At 69.5% G+C, this 25,697-nt stretch carries 24 protein-coding genes; 13 read left to right on the top strand and 11 right to left on the bottom strand.

Annotated features, from left to right (window positions below; all coding sequences use genetic code 11):
• From ABN401_RS16040 to ABN401_RS16050, 3 genes are all read right to left on the bottom strand, one after another.
• Positions 1-927 (bottom strand): aspartyl protease family protein (locus ABN401_RS16040; protein ID WP_349685874.1); only part of this gene is annotated, 927 nt, incomplete at its 3' end.
• A 152-nt stretch (positions 928-1,079) separates the two neighbouring features.
• Complete coding sequence (gene amaB / locus ABN401_RS16045) at positions 1,080-2,582, bottom strand: L-piperidine-6-carboxylate dehydrogenase (protein ID WP_349685875.1); 1,503 nt, start codon at positions 2,580-2,582, stop codon at positions 1,080-1,082.
• Between the two features lie 259 nt (positions 2,583-2,841).
• Positions 2,842-3,255 carry a hypothetical protein gene (locus ABN401_RS16050; protein ID WP_349685876.1) on the bottom strand — a complete coding sequence of 138 codons (414 nt, stop codon included), beginning with the start codon at positions 3,253-3,255 and terminating at the stop codon, positions 2,842-2,844.
• A gap of 240 nt (positions 3,256-3,495) precedes the next feature.
• Here ABN401_RS16050 and ABN401_RS16055 point away from each other — a divergent pair, with 240 nt between their 5' ends.
• From ABN401_RS16055 to ABN401_RS16095, 9 genes are all read left to right on the top strand, one after another.
• Entirely contained in the window at positions 3,496-4,092 is a 597-nt protein-coding gene (locus ABN401_RS16055) for a hypothetical protein (protein WP_349685877.1), read from the top strand.
• 136 nt (positions 4,093-4,228) lie between these two features.
• Complete coding sequence (locus tag ABN401_RS16060) at positions 4,229-6,652, top strand: sensor histidine kinase (protein WP_349685878.1); 2,424 nt, start codon at positions 4,229-4,231, stop codon at positions 6,650-6,652.
• A 226-nt stretch (positions 6,653-6,878) separates the two neighbouring features.
• The gene (locus ABN401_RS16065; protein ID WP_349685879.1) at positions 6,879-7,541 is read left to right on the top strand and encodes an ImuA family protein; all 663 of its coding nucleotides are present in this window, start codon (positions 6,879-6,881) and stop codon (positions 7,539-7,541) included.
• Positions 7,510-9,177, top strand: a complete 1,668-nt coding sequence (locus ABN401_RS16070; RefSeq protein WP_349685897.1) for a Y-family DNA polymerase — start codon at positions 7,510-7,512, stop codon at positions 9,175-9,177. Before ABN401_RS16065 ends, ABN401_RS16070 begins: the two co-directional genes overlap by 32 nt.
• A 35-nt stretch (positions 9,178-9,212) precedes the next feature.
• A complete protein-coding gene (locus ABN401_RS16075) occupies positions 9,213-12,668 on the top strand; it encodes an error-prone DNA polymerase (protein ID WP_432763577.1) in 3,456 nt (1,151 codons plus the stop codon).
• 41 nt (positions 12,669-12,709) lie between these two features.
• Positions 12,710-13,234: a 6-pyruvoyl trahydropterin synthase family protein gene (locus tag ABN401_RS16080; RefSeq protein WP_349685881.1), complete on the top strand. Its 525-nt coding sequence runs from the start codon at positions 12,710-12,712 to the stop codon at positions 13,232-13,234.
• 63 nt (positions 13,235-13,297) lie between these two features.
• Complete coding sequence (locus ABN401_RS16085) at positions 13,298-13,972, top strand: hypothetical protein (RefSeq protein ID WP_349685882.1); 675 nt, start codon at positions 13,298-13,300, stop codon at positions 13,970-13,972.
• A gap of 13 nt (positions 13,973-13,985) precedes the next feature.
• Complete coding sequence (locus tag ABN401_RS16090) at positions 13,986-14,366, top strand: hypothetical protein (protein ID WP_349685883.1); 381 nt, start codon at positions 13,986-13,988, stop codon at positions 14,364-14,366.
• Positions 14,367-14,453: 87 nt separating this feature from the next.
• A complete protein-coding gene (locus tag ABN401_RS16095; protein WP_349685884.1) occupies positions 14,454-14,756 on the top strand; it encodes a GNAT family N-acetyltransferase in 303 nt (100 codons plus the stop codon).
• On the opposite strand, the gene ABN401_RS16100 is transcribed toward ABN401_RS16095, so the two are convergent.
• On the bottom strand, positions 14,753-15,739 hold the full coding sequence (locus ABN401_RS16100; protein WP_349685885.1) for an SDR family oxidoreductase: 987 nt from the start codon (positions 15,737-15,739) through the stop codon (positions 14,753-14,755). The two genes, ABN401_RS16095 and ABN401_RS16100, sit on opposite strands and share 4 nt — an antisense overlap.
• 92 nt (positions 15,740-15,831) lie before the next feature.
• Here ABN401_RS16100 and ABN401_RS16105 point away from each other — a divergent pair, with 92 nt between their 5' ends.
• Positions 15,832-16,485 carry a DUF4126 domain-containing protein gene (locus ABN401_RS16105; protein WP_349685886.1) on the top strand — a complete coding sequence of 218 codons (654 nt, stop codon included), beginning with the start codon at positions 15,832-15,834 and terminating at the stop codon, positions 16,483-16,485.
• On the opposite strand, the gene ABN401_RS16110 is transcribed toward ABN401_RS16105, so the two are convergent.
• The 4 genes from ABN401_RS16110 to ABN401_RS16125 all read right to left on the bottom strand — a co-directional run bounded on the left by ABN401_RS16110 (position 16,459) and on the right by ABN401_RS16125 (position 19,956).
• Complete coding sequence (locus tag ABN401_RS16110; RefSeq protein WP_349685887.1) at positions 16,459-16,743, bottom strand: hypothetical protein; 285 nt, start codon at positions 16,741-16,743, stop codon at positions 16,459-16,461. The two genes, ABN401_RS16105 and ABN401_RS16110, sit on opposite strands and share 27 nt — an antisense overlap.
• 75 nt (positions 16,744-16,818) lie before the next feature.
• A complete protein-coding gene (locus ABN401_RS16115; RefSeq protein WP_349685888.1) occupies positions 16,819-17,127 on the bottom strand; it encodes a hypothetical protein in 309 nt (102 codons plus the stop codon).
• A 100-nt stretch (positions 17,128-17,227) separates the two neighbouring features.
• Positions 17,228-19,072 (bottom strand): monovalent cation:proton antiporter-2 (CPA2) family protein, encoded by a 1,845-nt coding sequence (locus ABN401_RS16120; RefSeq protein WP_349685889.1) that lies wholly within the window; start codon positions 19,070-19,072, stop codon positions 17,228-17,230.
• A 68-nt stretch (positions 19,073-19,140) separates the two neighbouring features.
• Positions 19,141-19,956 carry an alpha/beta hydrolase gene (locus tag ABN401_RS16125; RefSeq protein ID WP_349685890.1) on the bottom strand — a complete coding sequence of 272 codons (816 nt, stop codon included), beginning with the start codon at positions 19,954-19,956 and terminating at the stop codon, positions 19,141-19,143.
• Positions 19,957-20,001: 45 nt separating this feature from the next.
• On the opposite strand from ABN401_RS16125, the gene ABN401_RS16130 reads away from it, so the two are divergent.
• The 3 genes from ABN401_RS16130 to ABN401_RS16140 all read left to right on the top strand — a co-directional run bounded on the left by ABN401_RS16130 (position 20,002) and on the right by ABN401_RS16140 (position 22,893).
• A complete protein-coding gene (locus ABN401_RS16130) occupies positions 20,002-20,256 on the top strand; it encodes an Lrp/AsnC family transcriptional regulator (RefSeq protein WP_349685891.1) in 255 nt (84 codons plus the stop codon).
• Between the two features lie 206 nt (positions 20,257-20,462).
• Positions 20,463-21,641 carry an acyl-CoA dehydrogenase family protein gene (locus tag ABN401_RS16135; RefSeq protein ID WP_349685892.1) on the top strand — a complete coding sequence of 393 codons (1,179 nt, stop codon included), beginning with the start codon at positions 20,463-20,465 and terminating at the stop codon, positions 21,639-21,641.
• A 133-nt stretch (positions 21,642-21,774) separates the two neighbouring features.
• The gene (locus tag ABN401_RS16140) at positions 21,775-22,893 is read left to right on the top strand and encodes an acyl-CoA dehydrogenase family protein (protein WP_349685893.1); all 1,119 of its coding nucleotides are present in this window, start codon (positions 21,775-21,777) and stop codon (positions 22,891-22,893) included.
• Here the strand turns inward: ABN401_RS16140 and ABN401_RS16145 are convergent.
• From ABN401_RS16145 to ABN401_RS16155, 3 genes are all read right to left on the bottom strand, one after another.
• A complete protein-coding gene (locus ABN401_RS16145) occupies positions 22,890-23,666 on the bottom strand; it encodes a proteasome-type protease (RefSeq protein ID WP_349685894.1) in 777 nt (258 codons plus the stop codon). The genes ABN401_RS16140 and ABN401_RS16145 overlap by 4 nt on opposite strands.
• Before the next feature lie 88 nt (positions 23,667-23,754).
• The gene (locus ABN401_RS16150) at positions 23,755-24,594 is read right to left on the bottom strand and encodes a transglutaminase family protein (protein ID WP_349685895.1); all 840 of its coding nucleotides are present in this window, start codon (positions 24,592-24,594) and stop codon (positions 23,755-23,757) included.
• Between the two features lie 173 nt (positions 24,595-24,767).
• The coding region (locus ABN401_RS16155) for an alpha-E domain-containing protein (protein WP_349685896.1) at positions 24,768-25,697 on the bottom strand (930 nt) is incomplete at its 5' end.

The following is a 25,697-nucleotide window of genomic DNA, read 5'->3' on the forward strand; positions in this document are numbered from 1 at the left end:
CGTTCCGTCCGAGATGTGCAGCCGCCCTCGTCCCAGGTCCATCAGCAGGGTGCGCCCCTCGAACGCTTCCATGCCCAGCAGCGCGCTTGGGAAGCCCGGCAACGAGACATCGGCGTATATCGGCACCTCGGCCTCGCGATACAGCCGGTCGCCGACGGTGATCGTCCGGGCCAGGACGACCTCCGCCGCGATCGCGCCACCCAGGACGATGCTGGAGGTGCGCCGGGTCGGTCTTCCGTCCAGCAGGCCCGCCCCCACCGCCGCGTCCCGGCCGAGCGCCAGAAGGGCCGACGCGCCCGTGTCGACCACCGCCTCGATCGTCGCCCCCTCGACAGTGACCTGGGTGGACAGGGCGCTGCCCTTGCGTCCGACCGGGATCGGCGAGACGTCCGAGGGCGTCGTGTGATCGGCCGCACGCAGGAACCGGAGGCGATGCTCCACCGTGTCAAGCTCCAGCACCGTCTCGCCCAGCAGGTCCTGGCCCAGAATCAGGGGCGCGGACAGGCCGTCGCGCATCGCCAGCGGCCCCAGCGACAAGATCGCCGCCCGCAGCTTCTCGACCCGCATCGCCCCGACGGTCAGATCCAGGGTCGTGCCGCGCCCCATCTGGGCCCCGCCGCCCACCCCATAGGCGATCAGCGGCAGGTCGAACGCACGGGTCAGGCCCAGCAGGTCGAACAGGCCCCGGTCGATGACGGAATACTGCGCCCCGGAGTCCACCAGGGCGCGGATGGTCTGGCCCGCCACGGTGACCAGCACGGTCGGCACGGAGGCGCGCGGCTCGTCATAGGGCAGCCAGCCGCTGGAGCCGTCGGCGGGGAAGACCACGCCCGGATCGCGCCACAGGACATTGTCCCTCAGCCACCAGGCCCCGCCGAGGCCGCCGGCGAGCAGGGCGGCGCGGGTCAGGAGATCTCGGCGGTTCATCAATGACGCATTTCTTCCGCTCATCCCCGCGAAAGCGGGGACCCAGACCTTAAGTGAGGCAAGACGCCCGGGATCGCCAGCGCGCCCTTCAGAGACCCATCCGCGCACCCAAAGCACTGGGTCCCCGTTCTCGCGGGGATGAGCGGAGAACTCTAAACCTCGAACCGCACGCCCTGCGCCAGCGGCAGGCTGGAGGAGAAATTCACCGTCTGGGTCTGGCGGCGCATATAGGATTTCCAGGCGTCGGAGCCCGACTCGCGGCCGCCGCCGGTGTCCTTCTCGCCACCGAAGGCCCCGCCGATCTCGGCCCCGGACGGGCCGATGTTGACGTTGGCGATGCCGCAGTCCGAGCCCCAGGCCGACAGGAAGGCCTCGGCCTCGCGCACGCTGTCGGTGAAGACGCAGCTGGAAAGGCCCTGGGGTACGGCGTTCTGCAAGGCGACCGCCTCGTCGAAGTCCTTCCAGGTCAGAACGTAGAGAATGGGCGCGAAGGTCTCGTGCAGGACCACCGGGGTCTGGGCCGGCATGCGGACGATGGCGGGGTGGACATAGGTTCCGGTATCTCCGAGCCGCCCTCCGCCGGAGACGACCGTGCCGCCCTCCTCCACCGCCTGGGCGAGCGACCGGGCGCAGGCGTCGGCGGCCTCGTCGTCGATCAGCGGGCCGACCAGAACGCCGTCTTCGCGCGGATCGCCGATGGGCAGGGTGGCGTAGGCCTTGGCGAGCCGGGCGATCAGGGCCTCGGCGACGTCTTCATGGACCAGCAGACGGCGCAATGTCGTGCAACGCTGCCCGCAGGTGCCGACGGCCGAAAAGGCGATGGCCCGCACGGCCATGTCGATGTCGGCCGAGGGCGTGACGATCATGGCGTTGTTGCCGCCGAGCTCGAGCAGCGACCGGCCGAGCCGCGCGGCTACGCTCTGGGCCACCGCCCGGCCCATGCGGGTCGAGCCGGTGGCGGAGACCAGGGGCACGCGCGGATCGGCGGCCAGGGCCTCGCCGACGTCACGCCCACCGATCAGGACCTGCAGCAGACCCTCGGGCGCGTCGCCGAAGCGGGCGAGGGCGCGGCGGGCGATCGTATGGGTGGCCAGCGCCGTCAGCGGCGTCTTCTCGGACGGTTTCCAGATCACCGGATCGCCGCAGACCAGCGCCAGCGCCGCGTTCCAGGCCCAGACGGCGATGGGGAAGTTGAAGGCCGAGATCACGGCGACCGGCCCCAGCGGCTGCCAGGTCTCGCGCATGTGATGGCCGGGGCGTTCCGACGGCAGGGTCAGGCCATAGAGCTGGCGCGACAGTCCGACGGCGAAGTCGCAGATGTCGATCATCTCCTGAACCTCGCCCAGGCCCTCGGAGGCGATCTTGCCGGCCTCGAGCGTGACGAGGGCGGCGAGGTCCGTCTTCGCCGCGCGCAGCTCCTCGCCCAGCAGCCGGACCAGCTCGCCGCGTCGTGGGGCGGGCACGCGCCGCCAGGCCTCGAAGGCGATCGTGGCGGCGGAGATCGCGTGGTCGATGTCATCCGGGCTGGCCGTGCGGACGCTCGATCCCGCAGAGCCGTCGATGGGCGAGCGGGTCGGCAGGCCGTCCTCGGCGAAGGCATGGTCCGGCACGCCAAGGCGGGCGAGGATGGCACGGGCGTCTCGGGCGGCGGTCATGGGGCGGTCTCGTTCGCGGCTCCCTCTCCCAGGGGGAGAGGGCTTGAGCGCCCGAGAGCCCGGCAGGGCGATCGGACTTGCGTGAAAGGGTGAAGGGTGAGGGGTTACGGTGCCAACCGGCAAGAGGGAAACTCCTCACCCTTTCGGTTTGCGGATCGCTGCGCTCTCCGAACCTCAAACCCTCTCCCTCTGGGAGAGGGAAAGAGAAAGGGCCGCCACCCTCGCGGATGGCGGCCCTCTCGTCGTTCAGACTTCGGCCCTACCAGCGGTCGCGGCGGCCACCGTCGCGGCGATCCTCGCGGAGGTCCCGGCGGATGCGGTCCAGACGGTGGGCCAGGTCGTTGCGCTCCCAGCGGCTCAGGCCGTCGCGGCGATAGCGCCACTCCAGCCGCTCGTATTGATCCAGCTGATAGCGCAGGTCGCGGGCCTCGCGGCGGCTGATCGTGCCGCGCCAGGCGGCGCGGTCGATGCGCTGGGCCAGTTGGGCCTGCTCAGCGTTCAGGCCGCGGCCATGGCCACCGCCGTTCCAGCCACCGTTGTAGCCGCCGCGATGGCCACCATTGTAGCCTCCGCCGTGGCCACCATAGGACTGGGCCAGCGTCGGGGTCGCGATCGCGACCGCCGACGCCGCCAGAAGCGAAAGCAGCGCTTTCTTCGTCAGGGCGGTCGTCATTGTCTTCTTCCTTCAGAGAGCCCGGGGATAGGGCCGACGACCGAAGAAGAACACGGTGAAGCTGACAGGCCTCTGAGGCCGCCGTTGTCCGGCGTTCAGCGAGATGAACGGCCAGGCTTCGCGACCGCGCGACGACACGCTGAACGCGTGAGCAGATGGTTAATCCGTCTTCACCCTGTCCGCGAACCCGGTGTCAACGCGCCGACCGCAAGGATGGGGGGTCCAATCACGAGGGTCTCGATGGCGCGCGCGCAATTCCAGAAGGGCCAGAAGGTCTGGGTCGAGTGCGTCGGCGCCTGGGCCCATGTCGAAAAGGTCCAGCCGGTCTGGGCCAAGGGCTTCGACGAGCCGGTGCGCGTGACCTATGACGTCGGCCTGGGACGCGAGTTCCAGAGCTCCGAACTCATGCTGCCGGCGGAGGACGAGGCCGGCGCGGATCTGGGCGGCTGGCGGCTGTTGCGGGCCCGCAACAAGTGGCAGTCCGCCGAGGATACGCCGCACCACCCCTATCCCGGCACCTATCCGGTGGTCGTCACCGATCAGGCGGACTGGGGTGGCTGGCGCGTGCCCGGCGCCGAGTACGACCGCGACCCCCAGCGGATCGAGTTCCAGGCCCGGCTTCTGGTCGCCGCGCCCAGGTTGATGGCCCTGGCCCAGCGGCTGGTCGACACGGTCTTTGAATGCCCTGAGGACGCCCCGCCGGAGACCCTGGCCCTGGCACGCGAGGCCCGCGACGTCCTCAAGACCGTGACCCAGACGCTGACACCCCCAGGCGAGGTCCAGTCTCCCACGGCTCCGGCGTCGACAGCCCCATCAACCGCTCGCGTCGCCGCCTGAGCCCTTGAACAGGTTTCGTTAACCAAGTCTCGACAGGATTCCGCGACGCAGCCTAGATTCCGGGGCGTCGTCGAATCGCTCAGCGTACGCTCCGGTCTGCCGGGTCGCGACGCCGCGAACAGTCCGGGAGAGCGCCTTGCGGGGCAGCGAGCGCCGCATCCAGCATCCGGGCCGAAGGGCCGCGGACACCGCTCCGGCCCTGCCGTCCTGGGCCCGGATCACCGTGCTGGCGCTGACCCTCGGCCTCGCCCTCTATGTCGTCCTGTTCGCCCGCGAAAGCACCCGGCCCGCGCGAGAAGCGGCGGTGCTGCGCGAACAGGCCCTTTCGCGCGAAGCTGAACTGGGCGCGGCGCGAATGGAGGCTGACCTGGCCACGGCCCGTCTGTCGCTCGACGCCGCTGCCCAGGCGCTGAACGCCCGTCCGGACCGCCCGCTGGACGCCGTGGAGGTCGCCCGGCGTCTGGCCCCCGCCAGCGGTTTCGCCGTCCTGGACGCCGCCGGCGCCGCCGTCGCGGTCCAGGGCGGCGCGCCGGACGACTTCGCGACGATGACCGCACCCGACCTGACGGGCCCGCTCCCTTCGGCGGACCGATCGGCCGTCATCACCCGTGTCGAAACGGGCGCGGGCCAGGTCGTCGCGCGCACGCCCACCCCGGTCGAGGCGCGGGGTCGATTGCTGATCGTGTCGCCCGCCCATGGCGTTCTGGCGGCCGACGGCGAACGGGACCTCAAGGACCGGCTGGGCATCGATCTGTCGACCCTGGTCGAGGCGGGAAAACCGCTCGAGGTCGAACTATCCAGCGAGCGGGCCCTGGAAGCCATGGCCGCGCCCGTCGGCACCACGGGGCTCCAGGCCGTGGCCTGGCGACCCCAGAGCGCCGGAGCGGCGGCGGTCATCAGCGACCTGTGGATCCTGGTCGCGCCCCTGGGCCTGGGATTGCTGGTCCTGGGCCTGGCCCTGATGCAGCGGTGGCGACAACATCGCGCCACCAAGGCCTGGGCCGAGACCGAGCACCGCTTCCGCGTCGCCGTCGAGGCCGCGCGTTGTGGCGTTTGGGAGTGGGACACCGAGGCCGAGGAGGTCATCGTGTCCGATTACATGGCTGAACTGCTGGGCCTGACCGAAGGCGGCACGGTCTCCAGCGAGACGGTGATGGAGCGTATCCACCCCCGCTATCGCGACCTGGTGCAGCATGCCCTGCTGCAGGCCGCGACGTTTGGCGCGTTCGAGGTGACCTTTCCCGTTGCGGTGGAGGGCGGCGCGCGCTGGATCGACGCGCGGGGGCAGGCCCGGGGCCGGCGCGGGGAGAACGGCTTTTCCATGATCATGGGGGTCGCGCTGGACATCACCGAGGCCCGTCGCGCCAAGGCCCAGGCCCAGTCCGCCGAGAACCGGCTGCGCGATGGCATCGAGAGCGTCACCGACGCCTTCGCCCTGTTCGACCGCAACGGCCGGCTGATCCTGTCCAATGCGGGGTTCAAGGACGCCTTCGGCTTCACCGATGACGCCCTGAAGAAGGGGGCCGCCAAGGACGAACTGAACCGCATCGCCGCGCTGGCGATCAAGGCGGACCGGCCGTCCGCCGAGGGTCGGGCCGGCGCGCGCGAGGTCGAACTGCACGACGGCCGGGTGCTGCAACTCAGCGAACGGTTCACCGGCGACGGCGGGACGGTCGTGACGGCCGCCGACGTCACCGCCATCCGCCGTCAGGAGCTGGAACGCCAGAAGGCGGCGAACTCGCTGCGCGCCACCGTGGACCAGCTGGAGACCAGCCAGGAAAAGCTCAGCCTGCTGGCCCGCAAATACGAAATCGCCATGACGCGGGCCGAGGCCGCCAACCAGGCCAAGTCCGAGTTCCTGGCCAATATGTCCCACGAACTGCGCACGCCGCTGAACGCCATCAACGGCTTCTCCGAGATCATGGCCGGCGAGATGTTCGGGCCGCTCGGCGACGCCCGCTACAAGGGCTATGCGGGCGACATCCTGAAGTCGGGACAGCACCTGCTCAGCCTGATCAACGACATCCTCGACATGGCCAAGATCGAGGCCGGCAAGATGACCCTGCACTATGAACCGGTCGATCTGACCGAAGTGTGCGAGGACGCCATCCGTCTGATGCGTGGAAAGGCGCAGGATTCGGGTCTGTCGCTGACGCTGGAGACCGCCGACCTTCCTGAGGTCGAGGCCGACTATCGCGGGCTGAAACAGGTGATGCTGAACCTGATCTCCAACGCCGTGAAGTTCACGCCCGAGGGCGGCTCCATCACCGTCTCGGTCAAGGCGGTGGAGTTCGATCGGGTGCGGATCGCGGTGTCCGACACCGGCATCGGCATCGCGGCCGACGACCTGAGCCGCCTGGCCCAGCCGTTCGAACAGGTCGAGGGCCAGCATTCCAAGACGACCCAGGGCACGGGACTGGGCCTGGCCCTGACCAAGTCGCTGATCGAATTGCATGGTGGACAGATGCTGCTGGAAAGCGAGCCGGGCGCGGGCACGACGGTCAGCTTCGACATTCCCGTGCGGCGTCCGGCCGAAATGCAGCAGGCCCAGGCGGCCTAGGAAAACCCGGCCCGTCATCCTCGGACTTGATCCGAGGATCGGATGCAGGACGGCTCATGCGGAGATGCGTGGCAGGATCCAGCGTCATTCCTGTTTCCAGGTCGCGGACAGTCCGATCCTCGTATCAAGTCCGAGAATGACGGTGGGGATTCAGCAAGCGTGACGATTCGCGTTTGACTCTGGTTGAAGCTGGAACAAATAATGAACATCCAGCTTTCCGATCGCCATGACCCCGTCCATTGAGCCCCTGTCATCCCCCGTTCCGCCGCCCTTGACCGACCTGTCGACGGGGCTGGAAGAGACGTGCGTGGCGGGTCCGCGCGACATGGCCACCACCCTGGCCTTCGCCCTGGCCCGCGCGCGCCAGGAGGATCGGCGAGGCGTCGGACTGGCCGTGACGCGGGCCTGGCTCAAGGAGCACGGCCGTCCCTATGGCCCGGGCCGGCGAAGTCTGTGCGGTGGACGCGACCTCATCCTGATGATCGGCCGCACCCAGGCCGAGGCCCTGTGGGCCATGGAACAGGCGCTGCGATCGGGGGGACTGGCCCTGGTGCTGGGGGCGGTGGACGGGGCGGACCTGACACAGACGCGGCGGCTGGAGTTCGCCGCGCGCGACGGCGGGTCGGCGGGGGTCCTGTTGCGCACCCGGACGGGCGACCTGTCGGCGGCGCGGCGGCGCTGGCGCGTCGCCTCGGTGGCCAGCGAAGGCGACGCCGACGATGTCCGCGCGCCGGGACCCCTGCGCCTGAGCGCCGAACTGACCCGCAGCCGGGGCGAGCGGCCCGGCCTCTGGATGCTGGAGGTGGACGATGAGACGCATCGTCTCCGTCTGGCTGATCGACTGGCCGGTCACGGTCATGGCCCGGTCGGCCGGTCACACGCAGCCTGAAAAAAAGTCTCCGCTCATCCCCGCGAAAGCGGAGACCCAGTCCTTTCGCGGGGACAGGGTGGCTGGGATTGGCGAAGCATCAAACTCGAAAGACCGATCGCCCAAAGCACTGGGTCCCCGCTTTCGCGGGGATGAGCGAGAGGAAGAGAAACCTGTCGCCTTGATCCTGAAGACAGCGCGAGGGGCGATCCTCCACGCCCTGAACCCGGCCGCCCGGGGGCTGGGCCTGTCGCGGGGCCAGACCCAGGCCGATGCGCTCGCCATGATCCCGAATCTTGATTGCCGCCCCGCCGATCCGGAAGCCGATGCCAGGGCGCTGGAGGCGCTGGCCGTCTGGGCCGAGCGGTGGTCGCCCTCGGTCAGCCTCGATCCATCCGGGGGCGGGCTGGAGGGGCTGTTCCTCGACGTCACGGGCGCGGCCCATCTGTTCGGCGGCGAGGCGGCCCTGATCGCCCAGATCGAGCGGCGGCTGGCGGGTGCCGGGGCCCGCGCGCGCGCCGCCATCGCGCCCACGCCCGGCGCGGCCTGGGCCCTGGCGCGCTGGGGCACCACCGGACGGATCGCGGGCGAGGACGTCCGCGCCCTGCTGGCCCCCTTAGCCGTCGAGGCCCTGCGAATCGACGCGGCGACCCTGCGTCAGGCGCGGCGGTTCGGGCTCAAGACCATCGGCGACCTCTATCCCATGCCGCGCGCCGGGCTGGCCCGCCGCTTCCGCGACGCCGACGGAGCCGGTCTGGTCCGGCGGCTCGATCAGGCCCTGGGTCTGACGGCCGAGGCCCTGATCCCCGTGCGCGCCCCGGCGAAATATCGCGGCTGGGAGGCCTATGCCGAGCCCCTGACCGACACCGCCGGGATCGAGGCGCGGCTGCCCGGTCTCGCCGAGGCCCTGTCGCGGTCGCTGGAGCGGGACGGCCAGGGCGCGCGGATCCTGACCCTGACCGCCTTTCGCGTGGATGGCCGCGCGGGCGAGGTATCGGTCCGCATGGGGCGCGCCTCCCGGGAGTCTTCCGTCTGGATGAGGCTGTTTCGCGAGACCGGCATCGACCGCATCGACCCCGGCTTCGGCATCGACGCCCTGATGCTGTCGGCCGAGGTCGCCGAGCCCCTGAGCGCGCATCAGGTCGAGATGGGACAGGAGGCCGCCGCCCTTCAGGCCGAAGGTCTGGCGGCCCTGATCGACCGTCTGTCGGCGCGGTTGGGCGAGGACGCCGTGCGCGTCGCCTCGCCCGCCGGGTCGTGGCTGCCCGAGCGCGCCGAACGCTGGCGACCGGCGCTGGCCAAGGCCCCGCCCCCGCCCGAAGGCCCCCTCGACCACGGTCGCGCCCGCCCCCTGATGCTGCTGGATCCGCCCGAGCCGGTGGAGGCCATCGCCGAACTGCCCGACGGCGCGCCCGCCCGCTTCACCTGGCGGCGCGTGACCCGCCGCGTCTCGCGCGCCGACGGGCCCGAGCGCCTGTCGCCGGAATGGTGGCGACCCGCCGGCGGCCGCGCGGCGCGCACGCGCGACTATTACCGGATCGAGGACGACCAGGGCCTGCGCTACTGGCTGTTCCGCGAAGGGCTGTACGGCCCGGAATACACCGGTGCCCCGGACGAGCGCGCGCCGTCCTGGTGGATGCACGGGATGTTCCCGTGACGGACTGGTCCGGCGAGTACGCCGAGCTCGGCGCCATGAGCAACTTCAGCTTCCTGGAGGGGGCGTCGCATCCCGGCGAGCTGATGATGCAGGCGCGCGCCCTGGGTCTGGCGGCGGTGGGGGTGGCGGATCGCAACACCCTGGCCGGCATGGTCCGCGCCCTGATCGGGGCCGAGGATCACGACGTGCGATTGGTGGTCGGGGCGCGGCTGGGGTTTCTGGACGGGACCGAGCTGATCGTCTTTCCCAGGGACCGCGCCGCCTATGGTCGTCTGTGCAGACTGTTGACGATCGGCAAGAGCGAGATCGAGGTCTCTCCCCCGTCGGCTCCGGCGATGGGGGAGTGGCGCGGCGCGCCTTCGCGCCGTGACGAGGGGGCCGAGGCGGTGGTGGACCTGGGGGTCTATCGCCGCGAGCGAGATGCAGCCCTTGTCCCACCGACGGAGTCGCCCCCTCCGTCAGTTCGCCAAGGGGCGAACTGCCACCTCCCCATCGCCCGAGCGGGCGACGGGGAGGAGACGGCAACCTCGCCCCCGGACGCGGAAGACCGCATCACCAAGGGTGAGACGCGGCTGACCTTCGATCAGGCGGCATCATTTGGACAGGGCATGATCGCCCTCGCCGTCGCGCCCGAGACGCCCGACGCCGCCTTCGAGGCCCGGCTGCGGGCCTGGCGCACCGCCTGGCCCGACACCCTGTATCTGGCCGCCCAGCCCCTGTGGCGCGGGGGCGACCGGGCGCGGCTGAACCGGCTGGCGGCCCTGGCCGAGCGGACGGGCGCGCCCCTGATCGCGACCAACGCCGTCCTGTATCACCACCCCGAGCGGCGCATGCTGCAGGACGTCCTGACCTGCATCCGCGAGAAGACCACCATCGACGCGGCCGCCCTGCGGCTCCAGGCCAATGCCGAACGCCATCTGAAACCGCCCAGGCAGATGGCGCGCCTGTTCCGGGGCCACGAGGCGGCGCTGGAGCGGACCATGGAGGTGGCGCGCGCCTGCACCTTCTCCCTGCGCGAGCTCAGTTATCAGTACCCGGACGAACCCGTGCCCGCCGGCTGGTCGCCTCAGCGGTGGCTGATCCGCCTGACCTTTCAGGGCGCGCGGCGGGCCTTTCCCGACGGCGTGTCGACCAAGGTGCGCCGGACCATCGTCAAGGAACTGAGGCTGGTGCGGGAGCTGAACTATGCCCCCTATTTCCTGACCGTGAACGACATCGTCGCCTGGGCGCGGCATCCCGATCGCGACATCCTGTGTCAGGGCCGGGGCTCGGCGGCGAACTCGGTCATCTGCTTCTGCCTCGGCGTCACCAACGTCGACCCGACCTCTCAGGACATGCTGATCGAGCGGTTCATCTCGTCCGAACGCTCCGAGCCGCCCGACATCGACGTCGATTTCGAGCACGAGCGGCGCGAGGAGGTGATGCAGTACGTCTATCGCCGCTATGGCCGCGACCGGGCCGGCATCGTCGCCACCATCATCCACTATCGGCCACGCTCGGCCATCCGCGACGTGGGCAAGGCCCTGGGCCTGACCGAGGACGTGACCGCCCGTCTGGCCGACACCGTCTGGGGCTCCTACGGGGCCGAGGTGAAGGACGAACACGTCGACCGGGCGGGCGTCCGCCGCGACGACCCACGCATGAAGCTGGCGCTGGATCTGACCGCCGAGCTGATCCAGTTCCCCCGCCACCTGTCCCAGCACGTCGGCGGCTTCGTCCTGAGCCAGGAGCCGCTCTGCGAGATCGTGCCCATCGGCAACGCGGCCATGGCGGACCGGACCTTCATCGAATGGGACAAGGACGACATCGACCATCTGAAGCTGATGAAGGTCGATGTGCTGGCGCTGGGCATGCTGACGGCGCTGAAGCGGGCGTTTCGCATGATCGCGGCCGACTATGGCCGGGCCCTGACCCTGGCCACGGTCCCGCGCGAGGTGCCCGCCGTCTACGACATGCTGTGCCAGGGCGACTCGCTGGGCGTCTTCCAGGTCGAGAGCCGGGCCCAGATGGCGATGCTACCGCGCCTGAGGCCCCGCGTGTTCTACGACCTGGTGGTCCAGGTGGCGATCGTGCGGCCCGGTCCGATCCAGGGCGACATGGTCCATCCCTATCTGAAGCGCCGGGCCGAGCGCAGGGCGGCGGAAGCCGCCGGGCTCCCCTTCGACATCGACTATCCGCATCCGGCGGCCGAGCACGGCAGCCCCGACGAGCTGCGGCTGATTCTGCACAAGACCCTGGGCGTGCCCCTGTTTCAGGAACAGGCCATGCGCATCGCCATGGACGCGGCGAAGTTCACCGGCAACGAGGCCAACGGCCTGCGCCGCGCCATGGCCACCTTCCGCCACATGGGCACCATCGGCCACTACGAGACCATGATGGTCGGCCGGATGATCGACCGGGGCTATGATCCCGAGTTCGCCCAGAGGTGCTTCGCCCAGATCAAGGGGTTCGGCGAATACGGCTTTCCCGAGAGCCACGCCTGCTCCTTCGCCCACCTGGTCTACATCTCGTCCTGGGTGAAATGCTTTTATCCGGACGTGTTCACCGCCGCCCTGCTGAACAGCCAGCCGATGGGCTTCTACGCCCCGGCCCAGCTGGTCCGCGACGCGCGCGAGCACGGCGTCGAGGTGCGCCATCCCGACGTCAACGCCAGCGGCTGGGACGCCCATCTGGAACACCGGCCGGGAGAGGCCCAACACGCCCTGCGGCTGGGGATGCGCGCCATCGACGGCTTTCGCGAAGTCTGGGCCCAGGCCATCGTCGTCGCACGCGAGGCCGCCCCGTTCCACGATCTGGAGGATTTGCGCCGCCGCACCGCCCTGCCGCCCGCAGCCCTGGATCGGCTGGCGGAGGCCGACGCCTATGGCTCGCTGGAGCTGTCGCGGCGCCAGGGGATGTGGGCGGCCAAGGGCGCGCCCCTGGCCTCCAGCGCCCCCCTGTTCGAGGCCATGGGGCTGGACGAGGCAGACGGATCGCCCCCCGCCGCCCTGCCCCGCCTGACCGAGGCGGAAGAAGTCGTCGGCGACTATCAGTCCATCCGCCTGTCGCTGAAAGGGCACCCGGTCGCCTATCTGCGTGAGCGGCTGACGAAGGCCGGGGCGATCACGGCGGAGGCCTACAAGGTCGCCCGGGACAATCGCCGCGTGACGATCGGTGGTGTCGTCCTGGTGCGGCAACGTCCGGGCTCGGCCAAGGGGGTGGTGTTCCTGACGCTGGAGGACGAGACGGCGGTCGCCAATCTGGTGGTCTGGCCCGACGTGTTCGAGCGGCTGCGTCCCGTGGCCATGGGCGCGCGCATGGTGCTGGCCACCGGGCGCGTGCAACGGTCCGAAGAAGGGGTGACCCATCTGGTGGTCGAGGACCTGATCGACTGGACGCCGATGCTGGGCGACCTGTCGGCCCAGACCGCGCCGGGCTCGGCCCACGCACCGTCCAGGGGCCGCCATCCGCGCGACGTGCGGGTCCTGCCCGGGTCGCGCGACTTTCACTGACCTTGCCATTCCGGGTCCGAAGGCCGAAATACCGCCCGCTCATGCCCCAGGTCCGTTTCACCCGCCGATTTTCCATGGCCCACCGTCTGCTGGCGGACGCGGGTTCGCGCTGCGCCGTGCCGCACGGCCACAACGAGTTCGTGACCGTGACCCTGGCCACCGACGCGCAGATGGACTTCGGCGGCTCGAACTACGTCGCCTCGTTCGAGAGCCTGAAGACGCGCTGGCACGGCTTCATCGACGGGGCGGTCGATCATGCGTTTCAGGTCGGGGCGGCCGACCCCCTGCTGGACTGGTTCCGCACGCACGAGCCGCAGCGTCTGAACCAGATCATGGTCTTCGACGGCGACCCGACGACCGAGGCCTTCGCCATCGCCCTGCGGCGCAAGATCGACGCGATCCTGACGGCGGAAAATTCGGCCTACCGCTGCATCGAACTGGCGCTGGAAGAGACGCCGACCAACACCATCGTGGTGGGCGAGACCCTCAGCGCGGCCGAGCGCGGCTGGATGGCGGGGGGCTGGATGGACCGCCCCGACCTGACGATCAACGACCTGACACCCTAAGCCACGGCTTGCCTCGCGTCGGCCCGCCCGCCATTGTCGCACCCTGACCTTAGAGGAGCCCCGATGGCCGAACCCGGCGATCCGAAAGCGCCAGACGCCGCGCAGCCAGAGCCCGACATGGACGAGGCCGTGGGCTTCGCCTCGCCGGCGTCCCTGGCCGGTCGACCGCGCGAGGTGACGCCTCCCGCCCTGCCGACGCCGCCCGAACCCGAGCCTGAACCCGAGCTATTCCCGGCCCCTGAGCCCGAAACGCCGGAACGCGCCGCGACGCCTGAACCCGTCTCCGCCGAAGTTCCTGAGCCCCACCCCGCGCAGCCCGCGGTCGATCCGACCCCCGCCTGGGCGCGCGAGACGCCGCGGCCCGCCGCCTATGCCGGATCCGGAGCCCGACGCGACGCCCCCGCCGAGATCGAGGGCGCCAGCGGCCTCTACTCCGTCTACGCCCTGATCCTGTTCGCCGTGCCGACCCTGGGCGTTTCGGCGGTCATCGCTCTTCTGGCCGTCACCGGCCGAGCGGGCCCCACCGGCGACGTCGCCGCCAGCCATTTCGTGTTCCAGCAACGCACACTTTGGGCAGGAGGGGTCGTGGCCCTGGCCGGCGCCATTCTGGTGGTGGTGGGACTGGGCGTCTTCGTTCTTTTCGCCCTGGCGGTCTGGTTGATCCTTCGGGGGGCCGCGGGCGTTCTGAAGCTGAAGGCCGGGCGCGCCATGCCCAACCCGCGCGGCTGGCTGATCTGATCCGGAGCGACCCATGACCGACACGCCCCAGCCCCGCCTGCAGTCCGGCCTCGACAGCGAGGGCAAGCCCGCCGCCCTGATCGCCTGGGGTCTGTATGTCCTGTCGATCCCATCGGCCAATGTGCTCGTTCTGGTCGGCCTCGTCGTCGCCTATGCCGCGCGGGGGTCGGCCACCGGCGTCGCGCGCCAGCACATGGACGCCCAGATCGCGCTGTTCTGGTCGGTCTTCTGGTGGACCATCGCCCTGTGGGTGCTGATCGCGCTCAGTGCGGTCACGGTTATCCTGATCCCGCTGGCCATCGTGTTCTGGCTGCTGTGGTTCCTGCTCAGCGTCTGGTTCACGGTGAAGAGCGTGCTGGGGATCATCAATCTGTTGCAGGACCGCCCGGCCTGATCGCCGACGGCTGCGACCGCGCGTCGCCATACGGAACGGCGGCAGGGTCCCGGGGTTGTCGAGGGCTCACACCCAGGGACATTCCGCATGAGCGACTTTCGCGACGTCACGGCCAGGCATCGTTACGAACAGGGGTTCGCCGACGCTGACGGCACGCTGCGCTGCGTCTGGGCCGACTACGCGACGCGGGGCGCCGCGCGCGCCATCCTGCACGTCGAGGCCGAGCCGGAACTGCGCGGCACGGGGGCGTCGGGGCAGTTCATGCAGAGCTTGGCCGACCACGCCCGGCGCGAGGGCACGCGACTGATCCCGATCTGCGGATACGCCGTCGCCTGGTTCAAACGGCACCCGGATCAGGCCGACGTTCTCGCCGAGCCGCCCCCTCTCTAACCGCCGTTATAGCCGCCGATGATGGGCAGGACCTCGCCGGTGATGAAGCTCGACATCTGGGGCGACGCCAGGAAGACGTAAGCGGGCGCGATCTCTTCCGGCTGGGCCGGGCGCTTCATCACGGTCTGCGCGCCGAACCGGGCGACCTTGTCCGCCTGTCGGTCGGCCGGATTCAGCGGCGTCCAGACGGGCCCGGGCGCCACGACGTTCACACGAATGCCGCGCGGCGCCAGATGGGTGCCCAGCGACCGGGCGAAGGCGTGGATGCCCCCCTTGGTGAGGGAGTAGTCCAGCAGGTTCCCGTTGCCCATGATGCCGGTCACCGACCCGGTCATCACGATCGACCCGCCGGACTTCAGGTGGGGCACCGCCGCCTTCACCAGGTTGAAATAGCCATAGAGGTTGGTCTTCATCGTCCGGTCGAACTGCTCGAAGGTCAGATCCTCGAACGCCTCGACGTGCTGCTGAAAGGCCGCGTTGGGCACGACGACGTCCAGCCGGCCGAACGCCTGGATCGTCTCGGCCACGGCCATTTCCGAGAAGGCGGGGTCGGCGACGTCGCCCTTCAGCACGATGGCGCGGCGACCCTCGGCTTCGACCGCGCGCTTCGTCTCCTGGGCGTCCGCGTCCTCGTCCAGATGGCAGATGGCGACGTCGCAGCCCTCGCGCGCGAACAGCACGGCGACGCCCCGGCCGATGCCCGAGTCCGCGCCGGTGACGATGGCGGCGAACCCCTCCAGCTTGCCCGAGCCCTTCCAGAACGGTGCGTCGTACATCGGCGCGGGATCCAGCGCGGCCTCGTCGCCAGGCTTCCTCTGGTGCTGTTCTGGAAAGGGGGGCTCGGGGTAACGGCGGGCTCCGGCCTGGACCGCGCCCGTGTCGTCATCGTCGCCGCCGGAACCGGCCTTGGAATCTATGCCCGCCTGGATGTCGCGCTCCTGGTCGCCGATATCTTCGGCGCGTGCGGTGAAACGGTCGTCCATGGTGGCTCTCCTTGGGGCTGCCCCTGAAGAAGACGGCGGACCCGCGAGCGGTTCCGGGGCATTATGCGAGGGACGACACCGGGGAGACCAAGATGGGACCGATCGAGCTGAACGGCCTGACCGACGCGGCAGAGCCTTTCCAGACCTGGATTCTGCCCGCGCTGCTGGGGCTCGGCCTCGCCTCGGCGACGGGTCTGAGAACCTTCCTGCCGCTGCTGATGCTGTCGCTGGCGGCGCATTTCGGCCTGTTCGGGATCGAACTGAACGACCGGATGGCGTGGCTGGCGGACTGGCCCGCCATCGCCGCCCTGGGAACCGCCGCGGTGGTGGAGTTCACCGGCGACAAGATCCCCGTGGTCGATCACGGCCTGAACGTATTGGGGGCCTTCACCCGGCCGGTGGCGGGGGCGGTCGCGGCCGGCAGCGTCTTCGCCGGTGTCGACCCGACCACGGCGGCCATCGCGGGCGTGATCGTCGGGGCCCCGGCGGCCATGGCCTTCAACGCGGCACAGGGCGGAGCCCGGCTGACGTCCACGGCGACCACGGGCGGCATCGGCAATCCAGTCCTGTCGCTGATCGAGGACCTGCTCAGCTTCCTAATGGTGGTGCTGGCGTTCCTGGCCCCCGTCCTGGTGCCGGTCCTGATGATCGTGCTGGCGGTGCTGCTGTTCCGGCTCGCCAACCGCATCCGGCGGCGCTCGGAAGGGACGGTCACCGGATCAAAAGCGCGTGAGGGTCGCGCGTAGCGTCCGACTGGCGACCGGCGCCTCCTGGCTCAGGCGGCGGGCGATGTCCTTGACCGATTGCGGATAGGTCGCGCCGCCGACGGCGATCTCGTCGGCCAGCACCGTCATGCGCTCGATGGCCTCGGCCAGAGCCGTGATGTGGTCATGGGTCACCGCCAGGGTCTCGGCCTGCAGGGCGCGGACCCGGTCGCCGTGAGACGACGCTGTCTCCTCGGTTTCAAACGTCGGACGAACGACCGCCAACTGTGCGTTTGTCATGATTGCCTCCCCGCCCGACTCCCAGCGTCGGGCCCGTGCATAATACGGTTAACGGGGGAATCCGGATGCGTCGAATCAGTGCGAGCGAGACACGATCGCCTTGATGGTCTCGGCCTTCATCGGCAGGTCTTCGGCGAGGCGAGAGGCGATCTCGCGCGCGCCGACCGGATAGGCGTCGCCGCCCTCGGCGATCTCGCGCGCCTTGGCCGCGGCTTCGGCCAGCAGCCGTTCCAGCCCTTCGACCTCCTCCAGCGCCAGGGCCCGCGCCTCCTGCTGCAGGCGTTTGACCCGCTCGGCCGTGGTGGCCGGTGGCTTCATCAGATCATAGACCTCCGACTCGGCGACGAGACGCAGGTCGGGTTTGCTGGGGGGCTTGGGGGACATGACGAACCTCTCTGAGGCTCCACAATGACCAACCCCGCACCCGCGTTCCGCGTTCGGACGGAAACGGAGAGCGTCGGTGGCCGAGTGTTGCCGGTATGCCTCAGACCGTTTCGCGGGCCGGTTCCTCGTCCAGCGCTTCGGCCGCCTCCTCGTTCAAGGCCTGACCCTCGCGACGCGGCTTGACGTAAGGCTCCGGCGTCGGCGTCACGGCATTGCCGCGCATCAGGCCGCGTCCGGCGGTCAGGCCACCGGTGACCTGCAGCGTCAGCCGTTCGGCGTCGCGGCGGCGCACGTCCTCGATCGTTTCGGCGACGTCCGCGGCGTGGAACCCCAGGTCGATCAGGACGTGCTCGCCGAACTTCAGCGCGGATTCGAACGTCTCGCGGATGTGATACTCGACGCCGGCCTCGATCAGCCTGATCGAGTGACCGCGGTCGTAGGCGCGCACGAACAGCTTGGTCAGGGGGAACTCGGCCTTGACGATCTCAACGATGCGGTCCGCGGCCTCGGGCTTGTCGACACAGACCAGAATGGTCTCCGCCTCGGCTGCCCCGGAGGCCCGCAGCACGTCCAGCCTCTGGCCGTCGCCGTAATAGACCTTGAAGCCGAAATTGCCCGCCGCCTTGATCATGTCGACGTCGATGTCGACGATCGAGACGTCCACGTCGCGCGCCAGCAGGGGCTGGGACACCACCTGGGCGAAGCGGCCGAAGCCGATGATCAGGACCCGCTCCTTCAGATCGCGCGCGTGCTCGACGCCATCCAGCGAGACCGTCTCGCGCGACCTCAGCCGATCGACGATCAACATGCGGACGGGCGTCAGGGCCATAGACACGATGACCACGGCCGAGGCGATGGCGGCGGTGCGCGGGTCGAACAGGCCCCCGGCCAGGGCGGCGGCGTACAGGACGAAAGCGAATTCGCCGCCTTCTCCCATCAAGGCCGCGCGCTTGATCGCCTCGTGGTGGGGCGCCTTCATGATCCGGGCGACGCCGTACACCCCCGCCATCTTGGCTGTCATGGAGGCGACCACCGCCGCCAGGACGATCGGCCAGTCGACCGCGACCACGCCGAGGTCCAGCGACATTCCGACGCTGAGGAAGAACAGCCCCAGAAGGATGCCCCGGAAGGGCTCGACGTCCGCTTCCAGCTGGTTACGGAAGGTCGATTCCGACAGCAGCACGCCCGCCAGGAACGCGCCCATCGCCATCGACAGACCGCCCAGGTCCATGGCCCAGGCCGCCCCCAGCACGACCAGCAGCGCGCCCGCCGTCATCACCTCGCGACCGCCATAGCGCGCCAGCAGCCGGAACGCCGGGTTCAGCGCCCATCGCCCGATCACATAGACGGCGGCCACCGCCGCCACGGCGAAGCCGATGGTCATCCAGATCGGCTGAGGGTTCTCGATGGTCGTGCCGAACAGACCCGCCAGCACCGCCACCACGGCGAGCAGGGGCACGATGGCCAGGTCCTCGAACAACAGGATCGAGACGACACGCTGGCCGTCCGACTCGTTGTTCTCGTTGCGCTCCTCCAGCAGCTGCATGACAATGGCGGTCGACGACAGGGCGAAGCCGGAGCCGATGATCAGGGCGACATACCAGGGCTGGCCGAAGGCGGCGACGGCGGCGGTCAGCAAGGTGGCGCAGACCGCGACCTGAAGCGCGCCCAGGCCGAAGATGTCCTTCCTCAGGCTCCACAGACGCGCGGGCCGCATCTCCAGCCCGATGAGGAACAGGAACATGACGACGCCCAGTTCGGCGACGTGCAATATGGACTCCGCGTCCTGGATCATTCCGACCCCAAAGGGGCCGATGATCAGGCCGGCCGCCAGATAACCCAGGACGGCCCCCAGTCCGAACCGCTTGAACAACGGCACGGCGACCACCGCCGCGGCCAGCAGCGCGACAGCGTGACCCAGCCCCATTCCCGTCGGTTCCGCCATCTTCGCCCCGTCGTTCCGATCCGTCCGGAGCCTATAGTGGCGTTTGCTCTTCGCGATTGCGAGAGGCGTCAGCCCTTTGTCAGGTCGACGATGCGTCTGACCAGGTCGCTGTCGGCATCGGTCAGGGGCGACAGCACCGTGAAATGGTTCAATCCCGCCAAGGCCTCAAAGCGCGTTTCGGCACCTCGCCCTGCCCAGGCGGCGGCCATGTCGCGCGACTGTCGCACGAACTCGGCTGTCTCGTCGGCCCCCACGACGCACTCCAGCACCGTGCCGCCGGGCGCGCCGCCGTTGGGGGCCGGCCACAGGATGGGCGACAAGGCCGCCGCCGTCGGAGTGTTCAGCCGCAGAGCCCGGTTGATCGAAGTCGGCACCAGAGGCCTGAGGTCGAACACGCCGGATATCGCGACGGCCGCCGACGCCCGCCCCTCGCTCAGCAAACAGGCCGCCAGATGCCCGCCCGCCGAATGACCGAACACCATCGGTCGCGCCCCCTTGCGCGACCGGATCAGGTCGGTCGCGTCGCGCATCTGCATGACGATCCGCGACAGGGGCACGGAGGGGCACAGGTCATAGGACGGCACGGCCAAGGACACGCCATGAGCCAGAAGAGCCGGGGCGATGCCGCTGAACCAGTCCTTGTCCAGCGCCTGCCAGTAGCCGCCATGGAGGAAGACCGCGACCGGCGCGTCCGGCCCGGCCTCGAACAGGTCCATCACCTCGCGCTCGCCTGGACCATAGCGCAGCAGGGACGGCGGATGGGCGGCGCGGGCGGCCTCGGCCTGGCGTTTCCACTCGGCCATCAGGGCGGGGTGGTCGGGCACGGCCCCGCGGTTGTCGTACTGGACCTCCAGCTCTTGGTCCGACAGGGGCTTATCGCTCACGCGCGCATCCGATACCTTGGCTGCCGAACCGCCGGGAGCCCTGCCATGATGACCGCCATCTTCGTCTTCATCAAATGCGAGCTGGGCCACGCCAACGATGTCGCCGCCGACATGGTCGACAATGTCGAGAACGTCTCGGAGGTCTATTCGACCTCGGGCCAGTACGACCTGCTGGCCAAGTTCCAGCTGCCGAAAGAGATGGATATCGGCACCTTCGTGACCAAGTCGGTGCAGACCCGACCCCACATCCGCGACACCTTCACCGTCATCACCTTCTCGCCCTTCCTGCCGACGAAGTGACGCGTCCATTTTCGCCGTCATCCTCGGGCTTGACCCGAGGATCAGACGCTGGGCGGACTGTGCGCGAGTTCGATCGCACGAGCGGGCGGACAATCCGATCCTCGGGTCAAGCCCGAGGATGACGGAGTTGGTGGGTGCCATTCCCTGACCCTACGTCAGGACGGGAACCTGCTAGAATGAACTCAGAGGAAACGCGGGGAACACGCATGACCGATCTGGAGACCTTCCGCGCCGAGACGCGCGCCTGGCTGGAGGCGAACTGCCCGGCCGAGTGCCGGGGGCCGCTGGACAATGACGAGGACCGCGTCTGGGGCGGTCGCAACGCCACCTTCAAGACGCCCGCCCACAAACGCTGGATGGAGGTCATGGGCGAACGCGGCTGGACCGCGCCGGAGTGGCCGACCGAATACGGCGGCGGTGGCCTGACCCGCGAACAGGCCAAGGTTCTGGGCAGCGAGATGCGCCGGATCGACGCCCAGTCGCCGCTGTCCAGCTTCGGCATCTGGATGCTGGGCCCGGCGCTTCTTCAGTTCGGCACGGAAGAGCAGAAGAAGCGGTTCCTGCCCGAGATCGTGCGCGGCGAGATCCGCTGGTGCCAGGGCTATTCCGAGCCCGGCGCGGGGTCCGATCTGGCGGGCCTCCAGACCCGGGCCGAGGACCGGGGCGACCACTGGATCGTCAACGGCCAGAAGGTCTGGACCTCCTACGCCGACCAGGCCGACTGGATCTTCTGCCTGGTCCGCACCGACCCGGACGCCCCCAAGCATCTGGGCATTTCGTTCGTCCTGTTCGACATGGCCACGCCGGGCGTGACGACGCGGCCGATCACCCTGATCAGCGGCAAGAGCCCGTTCTGCGAGACCTTCTTCGACGACGTGCGGGTCGAGAAGGAGAACCTGGTCGGGACGCTGAACCGGGGCTGGGACGTGGCCAAGGCTCTGCTGGCGCACGAGCGGACCATGATCGGGGCCATGGGCGACATGGGCCGGCCGATGGGGCAGGTCGCGGTGGACTCGCTCGGGCTGGACGAGACCGGCCGCCTCGACGAGCCCATGCTGCGCGCCAGGATCGCCGAGCTGGAGATCGACGTCGCCGCCTTCCGCCTGTCGATGGAGCGGGTCGGGGATCAGGTGAAGGCCAGGCAGGTCTCGCCGGCCATCGCCTCGATGCTGAAATACTACGGCTCGGAGCTGAACAAGCGCCGCCACGAACTGGCCATGGCGGCGGGCGGCTCGGACGCGCTGGAATGGGAGAGCGATCGATCCCGGAAGGGCACCGCCGCCCGCGACTGGCTGCGGACCAAGGCGAACTCGATCGAGGGTGGGACCTCGGAGGTCCAGCTGAACATCATCGCCAAGCATCTGCTGCAACTGCCGGGGGCTTAGCGACCCTCTCCCTCCCCTTCATGGGGAGGGTGGCGCGCAGCGCCGGGTGGGGCCTGGCGCCGCACCACCCCACCCGTCCGACGCTTCGCGTCGTCCACCCTCCCCATGAAGGGGAGGGAGAAACGAGACCGACATGCCCCTGATCCTGACCGAAGAACAGACCATGCTGAAGGACGCCGCCGACGGCTTCCTGGCCGAGCACGCGCCGATCTCTCACCTGCGCCATCTGCGTGACTCCAAGGATGCCGACGGCGTCTCGCGCGACCTGTGGCGGGCGTTCGGCGAGATGGGCTTCGCCGGCGTGATCATCCCGGAGGAACACGGCGGCTCGGGCCTCGGCGCCGTCGAGGCGGGCGTGGTGGCCGAGGCGTTGGGGCGCACCCTGACGCCCTCGCCCTTCTTCGGCTCCAGCGTGCTGGCCGCCCGCGTCCTGTCCGACGCCGCCTCTGCCGATCAGCAGGCCTGGCTGCCCCGCATCGCGGCGGGCGAGGCCATCCTGTCGCTCGCCGTCGATGAAGGCCCCAAGCACCAGCCCGCCCGCATCACGACGACGGCCGAGCGCAGCGGCAACGGCTTCAAACTGAACGGCGCCAAGGGCTTCGTGCTGGATGGTCACATCGCCGATGCCCTGATCGTCGCGGCCAAGACCGGGGCCGGCACCACTCTGTTCCTGATCGACGCGAGGACCTCCGGCGTCGAGATCGAACGCACCGTCATGGTCGACGCCCACAACGCCGCCCGCGTGACCCTGACCGACGTCCAGGTCGACGCCGATGCCGTTCTCGGCGCGGTCGACGGGGGCGAGGCGGCGCTGGAGAGCGCGCTGAACCTGGGCCGGGCCTGCGTCGCCGCCGGCCTGATCGGCGCGGGCGATCAGGCCTTTCTGAGCACGGTCGAATACCTGCGAACCCGCAAGCAGTTCGGCAAAGCCATCGGTGAGTTCCAGGCCCTGCAGCACCGCGCCGCCCATCTGTTCACGGAGTTGGAGATCGCCAAGGCGGCGGTGCTGGCCGCTCTCCAACGCATCGACGCGGGCACGGAGAAAGCCGACCTCGCCGTCTCGGTCGCCAAGGCCAAGGCCGGGCGCGTCGCCGAACTGGCGGTGCAGGAGGCGGTCCAGATGCATGGCGGTGTCGGCATGACCGACGAATACGACGTCGGCCTGTTCATGAAGCGGGTTCGCGTTCTCAACGAACTGCTGGGCGACGCGGGCTTCCACGCCGAGCGCATCGCCCGGGCCGGCGGCTACTAGCCGACGACCGAGATGCTGGGCCGGCTGGGGGCCTGCTCTTCCAGCCAGGGCGGGGGTGGCATGGCGCGGTGCGCGTCGGCCAGGGCCTCTGACCAGCGACGGCCCAGATCCCTGAAATAGGGATCGTCCGCCTCGATCCGGCGCTGATCGCCGTGCAGGCCATCGCGCGGGATGACGATCATGTCGAACGGCGGACCGACCGCGATGTTGGACCGGATCGTCGAGTCGAAGCTGATCAGTCCCAGCTTGACCGCCTCGGACATCGGCGTGTCGGGACGCAGGGCCCGGTCCAGAATGGGTTTGCCGTACTTCAGTTCGCCGATCTGCATATAGGGCGTGTCGGGGCCGCACTCGATGAAGTTGCCGAGCGAATAGATCAGGTACAGCCTCAGCTGGCCGCCCTTGACCTGACCGCCCAGAAGCATGCTGGCGTTGAGCCTGAGGGCGTCGGCTTCCGGCGAGGGCGAGATGTCGGCGCGGACCTGCTGCAGGGCCTGGCCACAGATCTGGGCCGCGCGAAACAGGCTGGGCGCGGTCTCGAGCGTTTCAAGTTCCTCGCTGCCCGGCATCTTGATGCCCTTGGACACCTGCGAGAGGGCCATCTGGGTCACCGACAGGTTCCCCGCCGTGGCGATGGCGATCACCCGCTCGCCCGGCACCTCGGTGACGTGCAGCTTCTTGTAGGAGGAGATGTTGTCCACGCCGGCGTTCGTGCGGGTGTCGGCGATCATCGCCAGACCCTCGTTCACCAGCATCCCGACGCAGTAGGTCATATCGAACGACCGGGCCCCGACCCGGCATCCCACGCAAATGGAACATGGACGCTAACAGATTCGGATGAACGAACGACCCCCGTCGTGTTCATGACCAACCCTGTCGCTGCTGTTGCTGCTGGGTCTGTTGCATGTGGCGCACACGAAGCGCGACCGTCATGCTCTCGCGGCCGCCGCCGTAGCTGGTCCCCCGGATCGGCGCCGCGCCCAGCGCGTCGAGTCCGGACGCGACGCGGACATAGTGTTCCGTCGGACAGACGCCGTTGGCCGGATCGAAGCCGACCCAGCCGAGCCCCTCGACGAACCCTTCGGCCCATGCGTGCGAGGCCTCCTGGTCCACGATGCCGTCCGTCCGGTGCAGATGGCCGGAGACATAGCGGGCGGGGATGCCAAGGCGGCGGGCGCAGGCGATGAAGATCTGGGCGTGGTCCTGGCACACGCCCTGGCGCTGGGCCCAGGCGTCGGCCGCAGTGTGGTCGGCCGTGGTGGCCCCGACCATGAAGGCGACCTCGGCGTGGATCAGACCCATCAGGCTGTGCAGGCGGGTCAGGTCGTCGCCCGGCCCCACGCGCCCGGCCAGATCGCGCAGCGCGGCGTCCGCATGGGTCAGGGTCGTCTCGCGCAGGAACACCAGCGGCGACAAGCGCTCGGGCGTGCCCTTCAGGACGCCCCCGGTGTCGACAGTGGCGACCTCTCCGGTCACCCGCACCATCAGGCCGCTCGTCGGTCGCTCGGTGTAGAGGGTGTGGACGATGTTACCGAACGCGTCCTCGGTGCGGCGAATGCGGGCGTCGACATCGGTCTCGATCCGCCAGTCGCGGACCTGCTGGCTCTCGGTCGAACGTGGCGTCAGGCGCAGCACCTGGACGATGAAGCGCGCGGCTCGGTCATAGGCATATCGGGTTTCGTGATCGATCCGGATGCGCATGGTTCAGTTCGCCCCCGTCATCCTCGGGCTTGACCCGAGGATCAGACGTTCAGCGCCTCGGAAGTACCATCCGACGCGCGTGCGTCGCCCCTCTGCACTGCGTGCCGAAAGTCTGGTCCTCGGATCAAGTCCGAGGACGACGGAGGGAGTGAGAAGAGTTCTACCCATGCCGCCTACACCAGGTACTGGTCGTGGATGGCGCTGGCCAGGCTGTTGTTCTCGCTGAGAAAGCTCAGGATGTACTCGTGCAGGCCCGACTGGAAGATGTCCTCGATCCTGGCCTCGTTGAACTGGGTCAGCCGCGCCGAGGCCAGGCGCTGGGCCGGGCCGCGCCGACCGTAATCGGCCGCCAGCTTTTCCAGATAGCTGACGATCATGGCCTGACAGCTGGCCAGAGACCGCGGCATCTGCCGGTTCAGCACCAAGAGGTCGGCCACCAGCCAGGGCCGCACGGATTCCCGATAGACCCAGCGATAGGCGGTCAGGGCGGAGACCTCCCTCAACAGCGTCGTCCACTGGAAATAGTCGAGCTGACCGCCGACCCTCTCTCCGGCCGGCAGCAGCAGGTGATACTTCACGTCCAGCAGGCGGGCGGTGTTGTCGGCCCGCTCGATCGCGCCGCCCAGCCTCAGGAACCAGTAGGCGTCGTTCCGCAGCATGGTCCGCGACGAGGCGCCTTCGACCGCCAGGCTGACCCCCTTCACCCATTCCAGGTAGCGGATGAAGTCGTCGCGCTTGGTCGGTTCGCCGAAGTCATTCAGCCCGTTCCAGGCCCCGTTGATCGCCTCCCACAACTCGATGGTCAGGGCGGTGCGGACCGAGCGGGCGTTGGTGCGGGCGGCGTTGATGCAGGCGCGGATGGAACTGGGGTTGTCCGGCGCGAAGGCCAGATATTCTCGCACCGACTTCTCGGACGGCGTGCGGGCCGTGGCCGCGAACTGGCGCGACACCCCCGCCGAGGCGATGGCGCTGGCCCAGGCGGTCGCCGCCGCCCCGTCGCGCGCGGGCAAGGCCGCCAGACGCACGGCGGCCTCCAGGATGCGCGCCAGGAAATCCGCGCGCTCCATGTAGCGGCCGGTCCAGTACAGGCTCTCTGCGGTGCG

The organism is Brevundimonas aurifodinae, assembly GCF_040195595.1.
GTDB classification, from domain to species: domain Bacteria; phylum Pseudomonadota; class Alphaproteobacteria; order Caulobacterales; family Caulobacteraceae; genus Brevundimonas; species Brevundimonas aurifodinae.